Annotated in this window: 19 protein-coding genes; 13 read left to right on the plus strand and 6 right to left on the minus strand. The window is 72.5% G+C overall.

The genetic code is table 11. The features are described from left to right. The first annotated feature begins 22 nt into the window (after positions 1–22). From ASG76_RS08900 to hemB, 5 genes are read left to right on the plus strand one after another with little or no spacing between them, the layout of a single operon-like run. The gene (locus ASG76_RS08900) at positions 23–697 is read left to right on the plus strand and encodes a redox-sensing transcriptional repressor Rex (protein WP_056602099.1); all 675 of its coding nucleotides are present in this window, start codon (positions 23–25) and stop codon (positions 695–697) included. Then, positions 694–1,980 (plus strand): glutamyl-tRNA reductase, encoded by a 1,287-nt coding sequence (locus ASG76_RS08905; RefSeq protein WP_056602100.1) that lies wholly within the window; start codon positions 694–696, stop codon positions 1,978–1,980. Before ASG76_RS08900 ends, ASG76_RS08905 begins: the two co-directional genes overlap by 4 nt. Beyond that, complete coding sequence (gene hemC, locus ASG76_RS08910) at positions 1,977–2,939, plus strand: hydroxymethylbilane synthase (protein ID WP_056602101.1); 963 nt, start codon at positions 1,977–1,979, stop codon at positions 2,937–2,939. The genes ASG76_RS08905 and hemC overlap by 4 nt, the downstream gene beginning before the upstream one ends. After that, positions 2,936–4,582 carry a uroporphyrinogen-III synthase gene (locus tag ASG76_RS08915; RefSeq protein WP_056602102.1) on the plus strand — a complete coding sequence of 549 codons (1,647 nt, stop codon included), beginning with the start codon at positions 2,936–2,938 and terminating at the stop codon, positions 4,580–4,582. The genes hemC and ASG76_RS08915 overlap by 4 nt, the downstream gene beginning before the upstream one ends. Beyond that, positions 4,579–5,577, plus strand: a complete 999-nt coding sequence (gene hemB, locus ASG76_RS08920) for a porphobilinogen synthase (RefSeq protein WP_268788353.1) — start codon at positions 4,579–4,581, stop codon at positions 5,575–5,577. Before ASG76_RS08915 ends, hemB begins: the two co-directional genes overlap by 4 nt. Positions 5,578–5,645: 68 nt before the next feature. Here hemB and ASG76_RS08925 read toward each other — a convergent pair whose 3' ends face one another. Together ASG76_RS08925 and ASG76_RS08930 are read right to left on the minus strand one after the other, a co-directional pair. After that, positions 5,646–5,969, minus strand: a complete 324-nt coding sequence (locus tag ASG76_RS08925) for a GIY-YIG nuclease family protein (RefSeq protein ID WP_056602103.1) — start codon at positions 5,967–5,969, stop codon at positions 5,646–5,648. 172 nt (positions 5,970–6,141) lie between these two features. Further along, entirely contained in the window at positions 6,142–7,338 is a 1,197-nt protein-coding gene (locus ASG76_RS08930) for a lytic transglycosylase domain-containing protein (protein ID WP_056602104.1), read from the minus strand. 181 nt (positions 7,339–7,519) lie between these two features. Here ASG76_RS08930 and hemL point away from each other — a divergent pair, with 181 nt between their 5' ends. The 6 genes from hemL to ccsB all read left to right on the plus strand — a co-directional run bounded on the left by hemL (position 7,520) and on the right by ccsB (position 13,533). Further along, positions 7,520–8,848: a glutamate-1-semialdehyde 2,1-aminomutase gene (hemL, locus tag ASG76_RS08935; protein WP_056602105.1), complete on the plus strand. Its 1,329-nt coding sequence runs from the start codon at positions 7,520–7,522 to the stop codon at positions 8,846–8,848. A 1-nt stretch (position 8,849) separates the two neighbouring features. Next, positions 8,850–9,527, plus strand: a complete 678-nt coding sequence (locus ASG76_RS08940) for a histidine phosphatase family protein (RefSeq protein WP_056602106.1) — start codon at positions 8,850–8,852, stop codon at positions 9,525–9,527. A 98-nt stretch (positions 9,528–9,625) separates the two neighbouring features. Then, positions 9,626–10,096: a TlpA family protein disulfide reductase gene (locus ASG76_RS08945; protein ID WP_268788357.1), complete on the plus strand. Its 471-nt coding sequence runs from the start codon at positions 9,626–9,628 to the stop codon at positions 10,094–10,096. Continuing rightward, complete coding sequence (locus tag ASG76_RS08950; RefSeq protein WP_056602107.1) at positions 10,089–10,838, plus strand: cytochrome c biogenesis CcdA family protein; 750 nt, start codon at positions 10,089–10,091, stop codon at positions 10,836–10,838. The genes ASG76_RS08945 and ASG76_RS08950 overlap by 8 nt, the downstream gene beginning before the upstream one ends. Continuing rightward, positions 10,835–12,487 carry a cytochrome c biogenesis protein ResB gene (locus ASG76_RS08955; protein WP_056602108.1) on the plus strand — a complete coding sequence of 551 codons (1,653 nt, stop codon included), beginning with the start codon at positions 10,835–10,837 and terminating at the stop codon, positions 12,485–12,487. Before ASG76_RS08950 ends, ASG76_RS08955 begins: the two co-directional genes overlap by 4 nt. After that, positions 12,484–13,533 carry a c-type cytochrome biogenesis protein CcsB gene (gene ccsB / locus ASG76_RS08960; RefSeq protein WP_082587365.1) on the plus strand — a complete coding sequence of 350 codons (1,050 nt, stop codon included), beginning with the start codon at positions 12,484–12,486 and terminating at the stop codon, positions 13,531–13,533. Before ASG76_RS08955 ends, ccsB begins: the two co-directional genes overlap by 4 nt. Here the strand turns inward: ccsB and ASG76_RS08965 are convergent. Then, positions 13,447–13,626 (minus strand): hypothetical protein, encoded by a 180-nt coding sequence (locus ASG76_RS08965; protein WP_056602109.1) that lies wholly within the window; start codon positions 13,624–13,626, stop codon positions 13,447–13,449. The two genes, ccsB and ASG76_RS08965, sit on opposite strands and share 87 nt — an antisense overlap. Positions 13,627–13,663: 37 nt before the next feature. Between ASG76_RS08965 and ASG76_RS08970 the strand changes: the two genes are divergently transcribed. Both ASG76_RS08970 and ASG76_RS08975 read left to right on the plus strand, forming a co-directional pair. Then, positions 13,664–13,927 (plus strand): DUF4229 domain-containing protein, encoded by a 264-nt coding sequence (locus tag ASG76_RS08970; RefSeq protein ID WP_056602110.1) that lies wholly within the window; start codon positions 13,664–13,666, stop codon positions 13,925–13,927. 7 nt (positions 13,928–13,934) lie between these two features. Next, the gene (locus ASG76_RS08975) at positions 13,935–15,029 is read left to right on the plus strand and encodes a DNA glycosylase AlkZ-like family protein (RefSeq protein WP_056602111.1); all 1,095 of its coding nucleotides are present in this window, start codon (positions 13,935–13,937) and stop codon (positions 15,027–15,029) included. On the opposite strand, the gene ASG76_RS08980 is transcribed toward ASG76_RS08975, so the two are convergent. The 3 genes from ASG76_RS08980 to ASG76_RS08990 are packed head-to-tail and all read right to left on the minus strand — an operon-like array spanning position 14,995 to position 18,531. After that, positions 14,995–16,251, minus strand: coding sequence for a GNAT family N-acetyltransferase (locus tag ASG76_RS08980; protein WP_157559032.1), 1,257 nt, complete (start codon positions 16,249–16,251; stop codon positions 14,995–14,997). The two genes, ASG76_RS08975 and ASG76_RS08980, sit on opposite strands and share 35 nt — an antisense overlap. 41 nt (positions 16,252–16,292) lie before the next feature. After that, complete coding sequence (locus ASG76_RS08985; protein WP_056602113.1) at positions 16,293–17,168, minus strand: 1,4-dihydroxy-2-naphthoate polyprenyltransferase; 876 nt, start codon at positions 17,166–17,168, stop codon at positions 16,293–16,295. Beyond that, positions 17,152–18,531 (minus strand): MFS transporter, encoded by a 1,380-nt coding sequence (locus ASG76_RS08990; RefSeq protein ID WP_082587366.1) that lies wholly within the window; start codon positions 18,529–18,531, stop codon positions 17,152–17,154. The genes ASG76_RS08985 and ASG76_RS08990 overlap by 17 nt, the downstream gene beginning before the upstream one ends. Positions 18,532–18,607: the final 76 nt, after the last annotated feature.

Raw genomic sequence — 18,607 nt, forward strand, 5'->3', positions numbered from 1 at the left:
CGGGACTAGGAAGAAGCGCGCTGTGACCGCACGGACACCCGACTCCGCCCGGGACATCCCCGAGGCGACCGTCGCCAGGCTTCCCGTGTACCTGCGTGCCCTGACCTCCCTCGCCGAGGACGGCACCACCACCTGCTCCAGCGAGGAGCTCGCCGCTTCTGCCGGCGTCAACAGCGCCAAGCTGCGCAAGGACCTCTCCTACCTCGGCAGCTACGGCACCCGCGGCGTCGGCTACGACGTGGAGTACCTCCGCTACCAGATCGCCCGCGAGATCGGCGTGACGCAGGACTGGCCCGTGGTCATCGTCGGCATCGGCAACCTCGGCCACGCGCTCGCCAACTACTCCGGCTTCCGCAGCCGTGGCTTCCGTGTCGTCGCGCTGCTCGACGCCGACCCGCGCCGCCACGAGGAGGTCGTGGCCGGTCTCGACGTCCGCTCCTTCGACGACCTCGAGTCGATCGTGGCCGAGCACGACGTCTCGATCGGCGTGATCGCCACGCCCGCCGTCGCGGCGCAGGACGTGGCCGACCGGATGGTCGCCACCGGCATCACCAGCATCCTCAACTTCGCCCCGACCGTGCTGTCGGTGCCCGACGGCGTCGACGTGCGCAAGGTCGACCTCTCCATCGAGCTGCAGATCCTCGCCTACCACGAGCAGCGCAAGTCGGGTCTTCCCACTGCGGAGGTGCTGTCGTGAGCGTCCTGGTCGTGGGGATCTCCCACAAGTCCGCCCCCGTCGAGGTGCTCGAGAAGCTCGCGCTCGACAGCGACGGCGCGATCAAGCTCATCAGTGACGTGATGGGCGGCGAGCACGTCTCCGAGGCGACCGCGATCGTCACCTGCAACCGCCTCGAGGTCTACGCCGAGGTCGACCGCTTCCACGGCAGCGTCGAGGACCTCTCCGGCCTCCTCGTGGCGCGCGCCGGGCAGTCCACCGAGGCACTGCTCCCGCACCTCTACGTCCACTACGACGAGGGCGCCGTCTCCCACCTCTTCCAGGTCGCCGCCGGCCTCGACTCCATGGTCGTCGGCGAGGGCCAGATCCTGGGCCAGACCCGGGCCGCACTGCGGATCGGCCAGGAGCACGGCACCGTCGGCCCTGCGCTCAACACGCTCTTCCAGCAGGCGCTGCGCGTCGGCAAGCGCGCGCACGCCGAGACCGACATCGACCGTGCCGCCCCGTCGCTGGTCAGCGTCGCGCTCGAGCGCAGCGCAGTGCCCGTCGAGGGTGCCCGCGCGGTCGTGCTGGGTGCCGGTGCGATGGCGTCGCTGGCGGTGGCCCACCTGGCTCGCGGTGGTGCCGCGAGCATCGCCGTGCTCAACCGCACCGCTGCCAACGCCGAGCGCCTCGCCGCGGAGTACGCCGCCACGTCGGTGCCGCTGTCCGAGCTCTCCGACCAGCTCGCCACGGCGGACATCGTCGTCTCGTGCACCGGCTCGCCCGAGCCGCTGGTCCGCCTCGCCGACGTGGTCACCGCCCGCGGCAGCAGCGACCGCCCGCTGACCGTGGTCGACCTCGCGCTGCCCCACGACGTCGACCCGTCCGTGGCCGACCTCCCGGGCGTCGAGCTGATCAGCCTCGCCGGCCTCGCCGAGGAGCTGCGGGGCCTCGAGGCGAGCGTCGGCGTCGACGACGTACGCACCATCGTGGGGCAGGAGATCGCCGCCTTCCTCGCCGTACGCCGTCAGGCGAGCGTCACGCCCACCGTCGTCGCGCTTCGCTCGATGGCCACCTCGGTGGTCGACGCCGAGATGGCGCGCCTGGCCACCCGGCTGCCCGACCTCGACGAGACGACCCGCGCCGAGGTGCTGCACACGGTGCGGCGCGTCGCCGACAAGCTGCTCCACGAGCCGACCGTGCGGGTCAAGGAGCTGGCCGACGCCGAGCCGGCCGTGTCCTACACCGCCGCGCTCGCCGAGCTGTTCCGCCTCGACCCCGAGGCCGTGGACCGGATGACCCGGGCGGAGGGCAAGTCATGAACAGTCGCCCGATCCGCCTCGGCACCCGAGCCTCCGCGCTGGCCACGACCCAGTCCGGCCACGTCGCCGACCTCGTCCGCGAGCGCCTGGGACGCGAGGTCGAGCTCGTCGAGGTCTCGACCGAGGGCGACGTCAACCGGGCGCCGCTGGCGCAGATGGGCGGCACCGGCGTCTTCGTCAGCGCGCTGCGCGACGCGCTGATCGACGGCCGCGTCGACATGGCCGTCCACTCGCTCAAGGACCTCCCCACGACCCCCGCCGAGGGCATCGCGCTCGCCGCGATCCCGCTGCGCGAGGACCCCCGCGACGTCGTCGTCGCCCGCGACGGGCTCACGCTCGGCGAGCTGCCGGTGGGCAGCCGTCTGGGCACCGGCTCGCCGCGCCGCGTCAGCCAGCTCGCCGCGCTCGGCCTCGGCCTCGACCTCCAGGGCATCCGCGGCAACGTCGACACCCGCATCCGCAAGGTGCGCGACGGCGAGGTCGACGCGGTCGTCCTGGCCCGCGCCGGCCTGGCCCGCCTGGGCCGCCTCGACGAGGTGACCGAGGTCCTCGACCCGCTGCAGATGCTGCCCGCACCCGGACAGGGGGCGCTCGCGGTCGAGTGCCGCTCCGCCGACACCGACCTGGTCGCCGCGCTCGCCGCGCTGGACGACCCCGCCACCCGTGCCGCGGTCACCGCCGAGCGCGCCGTCCTGTCCACCCTCGAGGCCGGCTGCTCCGCCCCGCTGGGCGCGCTGGCCGACGTCGTCGAGGGCGAGGACGGCGAGGAGCTGTGGCTGCGCGCCGTGGCGCTGTCGGAGGACGGCGGCCTCACCGTGCGGATGAGCGCCACCGGCCCCGTCGCGGAGGCCGCAGAGCTGGGAACACGCCTCGCGAGCGAGATGCTCGCCGAGGGAGCAGCAGACCTGATGACGGCAACACTTTCGCAGGGACCACCAGTGAGGAACAAGCACGCATGACGCGAAACCAGACCCCGCAGGCCAGCAGCCCGGACAAGGGGGCGAACCCCGGGTGGGTGTCGTTCGTCGGCAGTGGACCCGGTGACCCGGGCCTGCTGACGGTGCGTGCCGTGGAGCTCATCCGGAGCGCCGAGGTCGTCGTGACCGAGGCCCCCGAGCACCTCGACATGGTCCGCCAGGTGCTCGGCCTGGTCGAGGGCGCCGAGGGCGGCCCGGAGATCGTCGACGGCGGCTTCGGCGAGGACGGCCAGCCCCTGACCCACGCGGCCCGCGCCAAGGTCGTCGTACGCCACGGCAAGAAGCAGCGCGTGGTGCGCCTGATGACCGGCGACCCGTTCCTCTACGCCTCCGGGCCCGAGGAGGCGCAGGCGTGCGTCAAGGCCGGCGTCGGCTTCGACGTCGTCCCCGGCGTCTCGTCGGTGAGCGCGGTCCCGGCCTACGCCGGCATCCCGCTGACCACCAAGCGCCACAAGGAGATGTGCGTCGTCACCTGCGGCGACAAGGTCGACTGGAGCGCGTACGCCGACGACCGCACGCTCGTGCTGCTCTCGGGCGTGGGCAGCATCGGCGAGACCGCCGCCGCGCTCGTCGAGGCCGGTCGCTCGCCGCAGACGCCGGTCGCGATGACCCGCGTCGGCACCACGACCGAGCAGCAGACGCTGATCAGCACCCTCGCCGACATCGCCGCCGACGTCCGCGCGGCGCGCATCGCGCCGCCGGCCATCACGGTCATCGGCGAGGTCGTCGACCTGCGCCAGACCCTGTCGTGGTTCGAGACCAAGCCGCTCTTCGGCTGGCGTGCGCTGGTGCCCCGCACCAAGGAGCAGGCCGGCTCGCTCTCGCGCCGCCTGCGCGACTACGGCGCGGTGCCCGAGGAGGTGCCGACCATCTCGGTCGAGCCCCCGCGCAACCCGCTCCAGATGGACAAGGCCGTGCGCGGCCTGGTCGAGGGCCGCTACGAGTGGATCGCCTTCACCTCGGTCAACGCCGTGAAGGCGGTGCGTGAGAAGTTCGAGGAGTACGGCCTCGACGCCCGCGCCTTCTCCGGCCTCAAGATCGCCGCCGTCGGTGACAAGACCGCCGAGGCCATCGCTGCCTGGGGCCTGCGCGCCGACCTGGTGCCGGCGGGCGAGCAGTCGGCTGCCGGCCTGCTGGCCGAGTGGCCGCCCTACGACGAGCTGCTCGACCCGATCAACCGGGTCTTCCTGCCCCGCGCCGACATCGCCACGGAGAACCTCGTCGCCGGCCTGGTCGACCTCGGCTGGGAGTGCGACGACGTCACCGCCTACCGCACGGTGCGCGCCACCCCGCCGCCGGCGCCGGTGCGCGACGCGATCAAGACCGGCAAGTTCGACGCCGTCGTCTTCACCTCGTCGTCGACCGTGCGCAACCTCGTCGGCATCGCCGGCAAGCCGCACCCCTCGACGATCATCGCGGTCATCGGCCCGCAGACGGCCAAGACCGCCGAGGAGCACGGCCTGCGGGTCGACGTGCTGGCCCCGACGCCCGACGTCGAGGTCCTCGTCGACGCCCTCGCCGACTTCGGCGCCGCGCGTCGCCTGTCGATGCTGGAGAACGGCGAGCCGGTCACCCGACCGAGCGAGCGCACCGCCTCGGGTCGCCGGAAGGCCCGGGCCAAGTGAGCGAGGAGCACCGCGAGCTGGAGACGCCGCTCGTGCGACCGCGTCGCCTGCGACGTACGCCGGCACTGCGCCGGATGGTCGCCGAGACCCACGTCGTGCCCAGCTCGCTGGTGCTCCCCGTCTTCGTCCGTGAGGGGCTCGACGAGCCCCGGCCGATCTCCTCGATGCCGGGCGTCGTGCAGCACTCGCGCGACTCGCTCAAGCGGGCGGCCGCCGAGGCCGCCGAGCTCGGCCTGGGCGGCGTGATGCTCTTCGGCGTCCCCGAGCACAAGGACGCCACCGGCTCCGGCGCGATCGACCCCGGCGGCGTGCTCAACCTCGCGATCACCGACGTCGTGGCCGAGGTGGGCGACCAGCTCACCGTCATGTCCGACCTGTGCCTCGACGAGTTCACCGACCACGGCCACTGCGGCCTGCTGACGCCCGACGGCGAGGTCGACAACGACCAGACCCTGGCGGCGTACGCCGACATGGCGCTCGCGCAGGCCGCGGCCGGCGTCGACATGGTCGGCCCCAGCGGCATGATGGACGGCCAGGTCGCCGTCGTGCGGCAGGCGCTCGACGCCGCCGAGCACACCGCCGTCTCGATCATCGCCTACTCCGCGAAGTACGCCTCGGCCTTCTTCGGCCCCTTCCGCGAGGCCGTCGACTCCTCCCTCGTCGGCGACCGCCGCACCTACCAGCAGGACCCCGCCAACGCCGTCGAGGGCGTGCGCGAGGCGCTCCTCGACGTGGAGCAGGGCGCCGACATCGTGATGGTGAAGCCCGCGCTTGCCTACCTCGACGTCGTACGCCGTGTGCGTGACGCCGTCGACGTGCCGGTCGCGGCCTACAACATCTCCGGCGAGTACTCCATGGTCGAGGCCGCCGCCGCCCACGGGTGGATCGACCGCGAGGCCGCGATCCTGGAGACCCTCACCTCGATCCGCCGCGCCGGCGCGGACGTCATCCTCACCTACTGGGCATCCGAGGCAGCGCGCCTGCTCCGCTCCTGAGGCCCCGCCCTACCACCGCCCGCGGAGGTCGCGCGCCATCGCTGGTCGAGGAGGTCGCGCAGCGACCGTCACGAGACCCCGCCCTCATCGCGCCCGTGCCGCTGACGCAGTGACGCCCAGCTCCGACTCGACAGCTCCGGCAGCAGGTCCGTGCGCCCGTCGATGAGGGCCTGACGCTTCGCCCGTGACCACCCTTGGATGCGCTTCTCCATCGCGTAGGCCTCGTCGATGCGTTCGTAGTCGGCATTCCAGACGAGCTCGACCGGGCGGCGTCGCCGGGTGTACGCCGCTCCGAGGCCGAGGTTGTGCTCGCTGACCCGTCGCTCGAGCTCCCACGTGCTGCCCACGTAGAAGCTGTCATCGGAGCAGCGGAGGATGTAGACCGAAGGCATGGGACCCAGCGTGGCGGCCGTCGGGGCTGTTCGGCAGCTCCCGACGTCGGCCTGTGGATGAGCGGGGTCTCGTGACAGGCGCCGGGGCGCCTTCCTCGACCAGCAGGGGGCGCCGGGGCGCCTTCCTCGACCAGCAGGGGGCGCCGGGGCGCCTTCCTCGACCAGCAGGGGGCTACGGGTTCAGCAGCGCGTTGGCGCAGTCCAGCAGCTCGTTGGTGCCCGTGAGCGGGTTGTCGATCACGCCGCTCTGCGTGCACTGCGCGATCGCCTGGGTCAGCGTCAGTGTCTGGGGGATCGGGTCGGTCGGCAGCGGCAGCGTCGGGGTCGCCGTCGGGACGAGCGTGGGCAGCGACGTCGGGTCGAGCGTCGGCAGCTTGGTCGGGTCCTTGGTGGGCGTCTGCGTCGGCGTGGGGGTGGGCGTCGGGGTGGGAGTCGGGGTGGGCTTGGTCGTGGTGCTGGTCGGCGACGGCTTCCCGGTCGGGGTCGTGCCCTTGCCGCCCTTGCCACCCTTCGTGCCCTTGCCACCCTTGGCACCCTTGCCGCCCTTCGTTCCCGAGGGGCTGGCGGTCGTGTCGGGCATGATCACGCCGGAGGTGAGCGTCGAGGTCGGCACGGCGCTGAAGTCGCCGTCCATGTAGGCCCGCATGATCTGCAGGACCAGGTCGACGTAGGCGTTGGAGTGGTTGTAGCGGTAGACCGAGGCGCGCTGGCCCTTCTCCGCGGACAGGTCGTCGTCGCCGGAGCAGAGGTAGACGGCCGTCGCGAGCGCGGCGTCGTCGACGTCCTGCGGGTTGCGGGTGCCGTCGCTGTCGCCGTCGACCCCCACGACCGACCAGGTCGAGGGGATGAACTGCATCGGGCCGACCGCGCGGTCCCAGCGGGCGTCGTCGTCGTACTGGCCGCCGTCGGTGTCGGCGATGGCCTGGGTGGCGTTCTTGCCGTTGAGCGCGACGCCGTAGATGCCCGGGCGCGCCACGCCCTGGGCGTCGAGGGAGTTGCCGCCCGCGCGGCCGTGGTCGGACTCGACGCGACCGATCGCGGCGATCAGCTCCCACGGCAGGCTGCAGCCGGGGTCGGCCTTGTTGATGACGGCCTCGGCGCGCTGGTAGGCCGAGAGGGCCGCCTGCGGGATGTCGCTCGCGGAGCCGGGCGTCAGGTTGGCCGCACGGGTGACCGGGTCACCCACGCTCGCGGGGGCCTCGATGGCCGCGGCCGGCAGCACGGTGCCGTCGGGGAGCGTCTGCGACCCCTCGGGGTCGGCGCTCGCGGACCCGACGCCCACGCCTGCGAGGCTGGCCGTCCACGCTGCAGAGAGCACGGCCAGCGGCACGATGGTGATCGCTCGGTGGATCCGGCCGAAGCGCGCCATGTGTTCATCTCCCCTAGGTCGTCCGGGTGTCATGATGCCCCCTCCGGGCCCACCCACACCTGGTCAACGACGAATTCCTGCTCCACGTTACGCACGAGTCACGTGTGGGCCAAGGCACACGGGCACACCGCTGCCCAGCGCCGGTTGGGTGTCGCTTGTCCACCTGCGTGACAATGACCCGGTGACCTCCGCGACCACCCCCTCCTCGACCGCGGCCAGCGAGGCCCTCTTCGAGCGTGCTCGAGCCGTGACGCCCGGCGGCGTGAACTCGCCGGTGCGCGCGTTCACCGCGGTGGGCGGCACGCCCCGTTTCATCACGTCCGCGTCGGGGGCCTGGCTCACCGACGCCGACGGCAACGACTACGTCGACCTGATCTGCTCGTGGGGCCCGATGCTGCTCGGCCACGCGCACCCCGACGTGCAGGCGGCCGTGGCCGGCGCGGTGGCCCGCGGCACGTCGTACGGCACTCCCACCGAGCCCGAGGTCGAGCTGGCCGAGGAGATCGTGGGCCGTGCGCCCGTCGAGCGGGTGCGCTTCGTGTCCTCGGGCACCGAGGCGACCATGTCGGCGATCCGGCTCGCGCGTGGGGCGACCGGCCGCGACCTCGTGGTGAAGTTCGCCGGCTGCTACCACGGTCACGTCGACGCGCTGCTGGCCGAGGCCGGCTCGGGGATCGCGACCCTGGCGGTGCCCGGCACCAGCGGCGTGCCCGCGAGCTCGGCGGCCGAGACGCTCGTGCTGCCCTACAACGACCGCGACGCCGTGCTCGCCGCCTTCGAGGCCCACGGCCCGCGCATCGCCTGCCTCATCACGGAGGCCTCGCCCGGCAACATGGGCGTCGTCCCGCCCGCGCCGGGCTTCAACGCCTTCCTCGCCGAGACGTGCCGCGCCCACGGAGCGCTCTTCATCAGCGACGAGGTGATGACCGGCTTCCGCGCGACCCACCAGGGCGGGTGGGGCCTCGACGGCGCGATCGAGGGCTGGGTCCCCGACCTGATGACGTTCGGCAAGGTGATGGGCGGCGGCTTCCCGGCCGCTGCCTTCGGTGGTCGCGCGGACCTGATGGCGCACCTCGCGCCCGAGGGGTCGGTCTACCAGGCCGGCACCCTGTCGGGGAACCCGGTGGCGACCACGGCCGGCCTCGCCACGCTGCGCCTCGCGACCCCGGAGGTCTACACACAGCTCGACGCCACCGCCCAGACGATCCGCGCCGCGGTCTCCGAGCACCTCACCGCGGCCGGGGTGCCGCACGTCGTGCAGAGCGCCGGCACCATGTTCTCGGTCTTCTTCCGCGACGCCGCGGTGCGCGACTTCGCCGAGGCGAGCACGCAGGACACCGCCGCCTACGCCGCCTTCTTCCACTCGATGCTCGACCAGGGCGTCTACCTGCCCCCGTCGGCCTACGAGGCGTGGTTCGTCTCCGCGGCCCACGACGACCGGGCGATCTCGACGATCGTCGACGCCCTGCCCGCCGCGGCCCTCGCGGCCGCCACCACGGGAGGTCACTGAGATGGCTGAGCAGACCACCGTCCACCTGCTGCGCCACGGCGAGGTCCACAACCCCCGGGGCGTGCTCTACGGCCGCCGCGACGGGTTCCACCTCTCCGACCTCGGCAACAAGATGGCCGAGCGCATCGCCGAGACCATCGGTGACCGCGACATCGTGCACATGCGTACGTCGCCGCTCGAGCGCGCGCGGGAGACCGGAGCGCCGCTCGCCGCCGTGCGCGGCCTGACGCCGGTCATCGACCCGCGGGTGATCGAGTCCAGCAACAAGTTCGAGGGCGTCAACTTCAGCGACGGCGCGATGACGTTCGTCAAGCGACCCTCCCTGCTGCGCCACATGTACAACCCCCTCAAGCCGTCGTGGGGCGAGCCCTACGACGAGATCGCCGGGCGGATGGTCGCCGCGATCCACGACGCGCGCGACGCCGCCCGCGGCCACGAGGCCGTCGTCGTGTCGCACCAGCTGCCGATCTGGACCACCCGGCTGTTCCTGGAGAAGCGCAGCTACCTCCACCACCCCAAGACCCGTCAGTGCACGCTGTGCTCGCTGACGAGCGTGGTCTTCGACGGCGACCGGATGGTGCAGGTGCTCTACTCCGAGCCTGCCGGCGACCTCATCCCGGTCGGCGACCGGTCCGCGCCGTTCTCCGCCGGGGGCGCCCCGCAGGAGGAGCGGCCCTGACACCCGTACGCCGCCCCCGCGCCGTCCTGGTCGCGCTCGCCTGCCTGCTCGCGCTGGCGGGCTGCTCGAGCCTGTCCGGCACCGGCGACAAGGGCTACATCTCGGGTGAGGGCGTCCCGGTCGAGGTCAAGGCCGTCGACCGTGGCGAGCCGGTCGAGCTCGCCGGCAGCGACCTGGAGGGCGACCCCGTGGACCTCGCCGACCTCCGCGGCAGGCCGGTCGTGGTCAACGTCTGGGCCTCGTGGTGCCCGCCGTGCCGCGTGGAGCAGCCCGACCTCAACGAGGCGCAGGCCGAGCTGGGCGACAAGGTCGACTTCGTCGGCCTCAACATCCGCGACGCCTCGCGCGACAACGCCCTGGCCTACGTCCGCAACTACGACGTGCCCTACCCCTCGCTCTACTCCGCCGACGGCTCCGCGCTGCTGCCCTTCTCCGGCACCCTGACCCCGAAGTCGATCCCGAGCACCGTCATCCTCGACGCCGACGGTCGCATCGCTGCCTCGGTCAACGGCCGGGTGCCCACCACCCAGACGCTCATCTCGCTGGTGGAGAAGGTGCTCGATGAGTGAGTGGTTCCAGGAGACGGCCCTGTCCGGGTCGCTCGTCCTCGCGCTGCCGGTCGCTCTCGTCGCCGGGCTGATCTCCTTCTTCAGCCCGTGCGTGATCCCGCTGCTGCCGGGCTACCTCTCCTACGCCACGGGTCTCTCCGGCGCCGACCTCGAGGACGCCCGTCGCAGCCGCCTCGTCACCGGCGCGGTGCTCTTCGTGCTCGGCTTCTCGGTGGTCTTCGTGCTGCTGGGCAGCCTGACCGGTGCGGCCGGCGCGTGGCTGTTCACCCACACGCGCCAGCTCAACGTCGTGCTGGGGATCATCACCATCATCCTGGGCATCGCCTTCATGGGCGGCATCGGCTTCCTCCAGCGCGACTGGCGCATCCACAAGGTGCCGGCCGTCGGGCTCGCCGCCGCGCCGCTGCTCGGCTTCCTCTTCGGAGTCGGCTGGACCCCCTGCGTGGGACCGACGCTCGCGGCGATCAACGTGCTGTCGGTCAACGAGGCCACCGCCGGGCGCGGAGCGGTGCTCTCCGGCGTCTTCGCGCTGGGCCTCGGGCTGCCCTTCATCGCCGCGGCTGTCGCCTACCGCCGCATGACGCGCGCCTTCAAGGTCGTACGCCGCCACCAGGTGCTGGTGATGCGGATCGGCGGCGCGCTGATGGTCGTCGTCGGGATCCTGCTCGTGACCGGGTGGTGGGACCGGATCGTGCAGTGGCTCCAGCTGCAGGTCGTCCAGGGATTCACGGTGCCGCTGTGACCGACCTCCAGCCCGACCTGCGCCAGCGGCCGTCCGACGACCGCCAGGCCACCCCGCTGCCAATGGACCTCACGGCGCGAGAGCTCGCCCGGTGGTCGTGGCGCCAGCTCACCTCCATGCGCACCGCCCTGGTGCTGCTGCTCCTGCTCGCGCTGGCGGCGATCCCGGGCTCGGTCATCCCGCAGGAGGACATCGACTCGCTCAAGGTCTCGCAGTGGCGCGACGACCACCCGCGACTCGCGCCGATCTGGGACCGGCTCGACCTGTTCTCGGTCTACGGCTCGGTGTGGTTCTCCGCGATCTACATCCTGCTGATGATCTCGCTGGTCGGGTGCATCGTGCCCCGGCTCCTCGTCTACGCCCGCGCCCTGCGCGCCAAGCCGCCGAAGGCGCCCCGGAACCTCTCGCGCCTGCCCGAGTCGACGTCGTACGAGACCGACGAGGCGCCCGAGGTCGTGCTGGCCCGCGCCGCCGCAGTGATCCGCAAGCGGCGCTTCCGCGTCGACTGGACGGCCGGGGCCTCGGACTCCGTCGCCGCCGAGCGCGGCCACCTGCGCGAGGCCGGCAACCTGCTCTTCCACCTGGCCGTGATCGTGGTGCTGGTCGGCGTGGCCGTCGGCAGCCTGTTCGGCTACAAGGGCGGCGTCATCATGTTCGTCGGCAAGGACTACGGCTTCTCCAACAACCTCACCCAGTACGACGACTTCGCGCCGGGCAGCCTGTTCGACGAGTCGGTCATGGAGCCGTTCTCCTTCACGATCGACAGCTTCGACGTCGACTGGATCACCGACCCCGACAGCCGTCGTGTCGGCATGGCTCGCAAGTTCGTCTCCCACCTCGACTACCGCACCGAGCCCGGCGCAGCGGACCAGCAGTACGACCTCAAGGTCAACCACCCGCTGTCGATCGGCGGCACCGACGTCTTCCTCATCGGCCACGGCTACGCCCCGGTCATCACGATCCGCGACGGCGACGGCAACGTCGCGCAGTCGGGCCCAACCGTCTTCCTGCCGACCAACGCCCAGACCTTCGAGTCCTTCGGCGTGGTCAAGGCGCCCGACGCCCAGCCGACCCAGATCGGCCTCGAGGGCACGTTCTACCCGACGTTCGCCATGGGCCGTGACGCCGACGGCAGGCTTACGATGCCGAGCTCGGCCTTCGGCAACGCCCTCGACCCGCTCGTGTCGCTGTTCGCCTACACCGGCGACGTCGGCCTCGACGACGGCAGCAGCGCCTCGGTCTACGTCCTCGACAAGGCCAAGACGACCCAGGTGATGAAGTCCGACGGGCAGCCGTTCCGGATGGACCTGCGCCCCGGCGACACCGTCACGCTGCCCGACGGCCTGGGCAGCGTGACGTTCGAGGGCCTGCAGCGGTGGAACAAGATCCAGATCAGCCGCACCCCCGGCAAGCTCGTCGCGCTCGCCGGCGTGGTGCTCGCGCTGCTCGGCCTGCTGGGCTCGCTGTTCGTGCGCCCCCGCCGGGTGTGGGTGCGTGCACGGCGTCAGGACGATGGCAGCACACTGGTGGAGGTGGCGCGGCTCGACCGCTCGTCGGGGGGCGACCCGGAGACCGGGCGTGACGAGCTGGCCGACATCGTGGCAGCACTCCAGCAGCACCCGCGAGAGGACCGAGAGGCAAGAGCGTGAACGACGCACAGTGGGAGACCCTGAGCAACCAGGGCGTGGCGGCCGCGGGCGTGGTCTACTTCCTCGCCCTGCTGGCCTACGCCGTGCAGTGGGCGGCGCTCCGCGACGCCCCGGTCCGGCAGGCGGTGCCCGTCGGTGCCGGCGTCGGCGCGGGCGCCGGGGCACCCGCGGAGGCGCCCGCGGAGGACGTCTCGCACCGCACGGAGATGGCCGGGCGCCTCGGCGTGCTGCTGACCGCTGTCGGCGCGCTCGCGCACTTCGTCGCGCTCCTGGGCCGTGGCATGGCGGCCGACCCCAACCGGGTGCCGTGGGGCAACATGTACGAGTTCACCCTCAGCGGCACGTTCGTCGTGGTGGCCCTCTTCCTGGCCACCACCCGGCGCTGGAGGCTGTCGTGGCTCGGCCCGATCGTCGTCGGCTTCGTGCTCTGCGTGCTGCTCGCCGACGTGCTGTGGCTCTACGAGCCCGTCGCCCCGCTGACGGAGGCACTGGAGTCCTACTGGCTGGTGATCCACGTGGTCGCCGCGATCATCGCCACCGGCGCGTTCACCCTCGGTGCGATCACCTCGGTGCTCTACCTGCTCAAGGCGCGTTCCTCGAAGGACACCGGCTACCTCGCCCGCCTGCCCGAGCCCGCCGTGCTCGACCGCGTCTCCTACCGCATGCACGCCTTCGGTTTCCCGATCTGGACGTTCGGGGTGCTGATCACCGGGCCCATCTGGGCCCACCAGGCGTGGTCGTCCTACTGGAACTGGGACCCCAAGGAGGTGTGGGCCTTCATCACGTGGGTGGTCTACGCCGCCTACCTCCACGCCCGCGCCACCGCAGGCTGGCGCGGACGCAACGCGGCCTACCTCGCGCTGGTCGGAGCTGCTGCGCTGTGGTTCAACTTCATCGGCATCAACTTCTTCAGCACCACCAGCCAGCACTCGTACGCCAACGGGGCCGAGGTGGAGCGCTCAGTCGTCCTCCGGGTCGCGCCGACGGCGGTCGAGCCCGCGCAGGAAGTCCGGGTCGTCGTCGGGGCCGACCACCCGCGGCGGTGACCCCCCGCCGCCGTCGAGGCGGCGCAGCGCCAGCCTGACCACGAACCACACCACGACCGCGATCACGGCCACGATGAGCAGGACCTTCAGCATTCCTCCAATGTAGACGCCCCCGCCTAGGCTGGATCCCGTGAAGGAGTTCGTGGTCTACACCGCCCTGCGGATCGTGCTGTTCCTGGCCTCGTTCGGGGTCGTCGTGGGGGTGATGGCGCTCGTCCTCGACGGTCGCTACCACCTGTTCTGGGCCGTCGTGCTGGCCTTCCTGATCTCCGGTGTCGGGTCCTACTTCATCCTCGACCGCCAGCGCGAGGCCTTCGCCCGCCGCGTGGAGGAGCGCGCGGCCCGGGCCGCCGCGGCCTTCGAGGAGCGCAAGGCGCGCGAGGACAGCGAGTAGGTCCCTGGTGGCGCCGGTGCGGGTGACCCGGCAGCAGGCGCTGTCGTGGCGCCTGCGACGCCAGCACCTGCTCAGCGGTGCGGCGAGCGCTCCGGAGGTCGTGCGGACCCTGGCCGCCGTCTCGATGAACGGCAGCGACCCCGACCTCGCCGTACGCCGGCGACTGGCTGCCTCGGGCGCACCGGGGGAGGTGCGGCGCTGCCTGGCCGCCGGGCGCCTCCTGCGCACCTTCTCCTTCCGCGGGTCGGTGCAGCTGATGGCGCCGGAGACCGCCGGCCACTACCTCGCGCTCCGCGCGGCGGGACGTCAGTGGGAGCTGCGGAGCTGGGTGGAGCACTACCGCCTGCCCGCGGAGGCGTGGCCCGAGCTGCGCGCGATCGTGCGCGAGGTGGTGCAGGCCGGGCCCGTGCCTCCCCAGGCGGTGGCCGACGCCCTCTCGGGGAACCGGCGGCTGGGGCACCTGGCACCCGAGCTCGCCCAGCCCAACATCACGCTGATCAAGCCGCTGGCGTGGCAGGGCGACATCGTGCTCGGTCCCGACCTCGACGGTCCCCTGACCATCCAGAGCCCCGCGCAGGCGCCTTCCTGGGCCGGCATCCCCGAGCTCGACGAGGCCGGTCACCTGGCGGTGCTCGACCACGCGGGCGCCTACGGGCCGACGACGCCCGCCCACGTGCACTACTGGCTCGGGGAGGGGCTCAGCGCCGGCCGGGCCCGCATCGACCGCTGGCTCGCGGAGGTGGCCGACCGGCTCGTCGAGGTGGACGTGGAGGGGGAGCCTCGCTGGGTCCTGGCCGACGACCTCGACGAGCTGGCCGCCACCCGTCCCGAGTCCTCGGTCGTGCTGCTGCCGGCCAAGGACGCCTGGGTCATGGGTCCGGGCACCAAGGACACGTGGGTCGTGCCTGTCGAGCACCGCACGTCGATGACCCGAGGTGCCCATCCCGTCGTGGTCGACGGGGTCGTGCGCGGCACCTGGCGCCTGCGGGACGGGGGCGTGCAGCTCGACTGCGCCGACGCCCCCGCCGCCGAGGCAGCCGCCGAGGCGGAGCGACTGGAGGGACTGCTCAGAAGCCCGTCAGGCAGTACGGCGGGTCGCTGAGGTCGGCCATCGCCGCCCAACGGCGTACGACGTCGTCGGTGCCGGCCAGGCGCCCGGCGCGGTGCAGCTGCTGCACCCCGACGCCGCCGAGGTAGAGCGAGCCCAGCGTCTCGGCGGTGAGGGTGACGTCGGGCGCGGCCTCGGTGCGTGCCACGCGTGCGACCCCGCCGTCGGTGACGATCTCGAAGCGCCCGGCCGCGTGCCCCTGCGCGTCGTCGACCTCGAGCACGAGCCTGTCGTCGGCGGCCCACGGCCGGGCGGCGAGCGCGCGCGGCACGTCCAGGACGCGGAGCCACAGGAACTCCTCGACCGTCGTGACCTTGACCCGGTTGAGGTCGGTCAACGCCCACTGGAGGGGGTCGTGGGGGTGGGCCAGCGCGTGGGTGAGCTTGACGACCTTGTCCATCTCCGCGAGGAAGGACCACAGGCCGAGCTGTGCGGCCGGGTCGAGGGCGACCATCTCGGAGACGTCGACGGAGTAGTCGCTGCCGGGCTTGTAGAGGCAGAAGCCGTCGACTGCGCCGGTGGCGTCGAGGTGCAACGCGCAGCGCACCTTGCGGTCCGGGCCGCCGCTGTTGAAGTCGTAGCGACCGGTGTGGATGGCGGTGTAGGTGGCGGGCCACTCCACCGAGCCGCGCTGTCGGGCGTGGAAGCGGTCGAAGACGCCGCGCACGTGCGGCCACGCCTCCGCAGGCTCGAGCAGCTCCACCCGCCCGGGGTCGGTGAACGACCGCATCCGGAAGCCGGGGCGGACGTCCACCTCGATGCCCTGGCGGAAGGTGGCCGGACCGAAGCCCCACCGTCCGTAGATGGTCGCCTCCGAGGCCGTCAGCGCAGCCAGCGGCACGCCGCGCGAGACGGCGTCGGTCAGGTCGTCCTCGATGAGGCGCCGCAGCAGGCCGCGACGCCGGTGGGCGGGGCTGGTCGTCACGTCGATGACCATGCGCAGCGCGAGCAGCTCGCGGCCGGCGTTGATGGTCTTGTCGAAGCTGCCGTAGGTCGCGACCGGCATCGGCCCCGCCCCGAGCACACCCTCGGGGAGCCACGCGCCGCGGAGGGTCGTGCGGTCGGTGCGGGCGACCTCCAGCCACTGCTCGACCAGGTCGTCGTCGGGACGGTCGTCGCGGAACCCGCGGCGGACGGCGCCGAGCCAGCCGGTCCGACGGGCGACGGACTCCTCGGAGTCGTCGGTGAGGTCGAGGATCGCGAAGTCGTAGTCCACGTCCAGCACGGTAGTCAGGCGCCGCGGGCAGCGGCCACCGGTTATCCGAGCAGGAGCAGCGGCGCGGCCACGAGCACCGACCAGAGCAGCTCGGAGGCTCCGGTGCCCGCCAGGACCGGGACGAGGGCGGGGCCGGTGGCGCCGCCGAGCACGACGCGGGTGGGGGGCAGCGCCCGCGCGAGGAAGCCGAGGCCGACCAGCACCCACCAGGTGGTCGCCGCCGCCACGGCCACCACCGCGGCGGCGGCGACGAGGACGAGGAAGGCGTAGAGGTAGCGGGTGCGCTCGTCACCGAGCCGTACGGCGAGCGTGCGCTTGCCCGCGGGGATGTCGGTGGGGATGTCGCGCAGGTTGTTGGCGACGAGGATCGCGCACGCGAGCGCGCCGATGCCGACACCGGCGTAGAGCGCCGGCCACTCCCACTGCTGCGTCTGCACGAACGTCGTGCCGACGACGGCCACGAGGCCGAAGAACACGAAGACCATCACCTCGCCGAGGCCGAGGTAGCCGTAGGGCTTGTCGCCGCCGGTGTAGGTCCAGGCCGCGACGACGCACACGGCGCCGACGGCCACCAACCACCACGCCGTGGTCGCCGCGAGGACCAGGCCCGCCACGGCAGCGACGCCGAACGCGGCGAACGCGGCCGACTTCACCGCCCGTGGCGTGGCGGCGCCCGAGCCGACGAGCCGCATCGGGCCGACCCGGTCGGCGTCGGTGCCGCGGATGCCGTCGGAGTAGTCGTTCGCGTAGTTGACGCCCACCTGCAGCGCCAGGCTCACGACCAGCGCGAGCAGGGCCTTCCACCACACCGCGTCGTCGACGTACGCCGCCACGCCGGTGCCGGCGAGCACGGGAGCGACGGCGGCGGGGAGGGTGCGCGGCCGGGCGCCGGCGATCCAGTCAGCGGAGGAGGTCACCGGTGGATTCTGGCAGGGCGTCGAGCGGGCTGGCGCCGCCGGGCTCGGCCGGCTGCTCGACCACCGGCGGGCCGACCGGTGCGTCCTCGACCTGGTGGGCCGCGGCGTCGGCCAGCACGTCGGCGGGGACGTGCTGCTCGAGGAACCGGCGCGCCATCGCGGTCGAGGGGTGCAGCGCCGCCGCGGCGGCGACCATGATGCCCGCGATCACGAGCCAGCCGCCCGAGCTCCACGACACCAGCAGGGTGAACCCGGCGGGCGCCATGACCCGGCCGAGGGTGCCGGCCAGCTCGGCGGCGCCCTGGTACTCCCCGCGCCGTCGCGGGTCCATCAGCTCGGCCTCGAAGGTCCAGCTCGCGGCCGAGAGGTAGAGCTCGGCCCCGGTCAGGGTGATGTGGCCGAGGAAGAACAGCAGGATCGTCCACAGGCCCACGGTGTGGTGCGTGGAGAGGGTGATGACGCAGGAGACGACGAAGAAGGTCGTCGACAGCCGGATCGCGCGCAGCGCGGTGGAGACGTCCTTGATGCCGCGCGAGGCGGCCATCGGCAGCACGATGCACATGACGGTGTTGGTGCCGAAGAGCAGCGAGAGCACGACCCAGGGCGCGTCGGTCTCGGTCGTCAGCCACAGCGGGATCACGACGTTGAGCACGACCTGGTTGGTCCAGAGCACGCCGTTGAGGAAGCTGGACAGCAGCCAGCCGGGGTTCTTCATCGGACCCGGACCGGCGATCTTGGCCTTGCGCTCCTCGTCGGTGCGCATGTCGTGCGGGGCTTCGGGCAGCCGGGTGATGTTGACCGCGTTGACCAGGAAGACGACCGCGGTGAACACCGGCACCGCCATCAGCAGCGTCAGCGACTCCGGGCCCAGCGCGACGACGCCGAGCAGCGAGCCGACGGTGAAGCCCACGTTGAGCGCGGAGTACATGTAGGCCCGAGAGTTCACCCGCTCCTGGGGCGGCAGCACGTCGATCGTGTAGGCGCCGTGCGCGACACCGCCGAGCGCTCCGATGACCTCCATGACCACCGCCATCGCGACGTAGCCGTGGAAGCTGTCGATGAAGGGCCACACGGCGAACATCGCCGCCTGCCCGGTCGAGCTGATCGCCCAGCAGCGCTTCGCGCCGAGGCGGTCGACCACGCGGCCCATCGGGTAGGCCGCGATGAACGACGCGATCCCGGCGATCGTCAGCCCGACCCCGACCTGCACCTTCGTCAGGCCGACGACCTGGGTGAAGAACACCGCCGACCCGGCCATGAACGTGCCCTCGCCGAGGGCGAAGAGCAGCGACTGGGTCGCGAGCCTGCCGGCCATCGGGGACGGAGGGGTGGCCTGCTGCTTCAGGGTCGACACGATGCTCATCGCCGGACATCCTCTCCCGCGGCACCGACACCCGTCCTCCGAATTACGGCACGGCCGGGCACGTCACACGCGGACC

Source organism: Nocardioides sp. Soil774, assembly GCF_001428125.1.
Lineage (GTDB): Bacteria > Actinomycetota > Actinomycetes > Propionibacteriales > Nocardioidaceae > Nocardioides.

Excerpts from the sequence above, each read along its gene's own strand:
- ASG76_RS08925 (WP_056602103.1), bottom strand. The coding sequence starts at position 5,969 with ATGCCTTCGGTCTACATCCTCCGCTGCTCCGATGACAGCTTCTACGTG.
- ASG76_RS08930 (WP_056602104.1), bottom strand. The coding sequence starts at position 7,338 with ATGGCGCGCTTCGGCCGGATCCACCGAGCGATCACCATCGTGCCGCTG.
- ASG76_RS08965 (WP_056602109.1), bottom strand. The coding sequence starts at position 13,626 with ATGCTGAAGGTCCTGCTCATCGTGGCCGTGATCGCGGTCGTGGTGTGG.
- hemC (WP_056602101.1), top strand. The coding sequence starts at position 1,977 with ATGAACAGTCGCCCGATCCGCCTCGGCACCCGAGCCTCCGCGCTGGCC.
- ASG76_RS08950 (WP_056602107.1), top strand. The coding sequence starts at position 10,089 with ATGAGTGAGTGGTTCCAGGAGACGGCCCTGTCCGGGTCGCTCGTCCTC.
- ASG76_RS08990 (WP_082587366.1), bottom strand. The coding sequence starts at position 18,531 with ATGAGCATCGTGTCGACCCTGAAGCAGCAGGCCACCCCTCCGTCCCCG.
- ASG76_RS08940 (WP_056602106.1), top strand. The coding sequence starts at position 8,850 with ATGGCTGAGCAGACCACCGTCCACCTGCTGCGCCACGGCGAGGTCCAC.
- ASG76_RS08915 (WP_056602102.1), top strand. The coding sequence starts at position 2,936 with ATGACGCGAAACCAGACCCCGCAGGCCAGCAGCCCGGACAAGGGGGCG.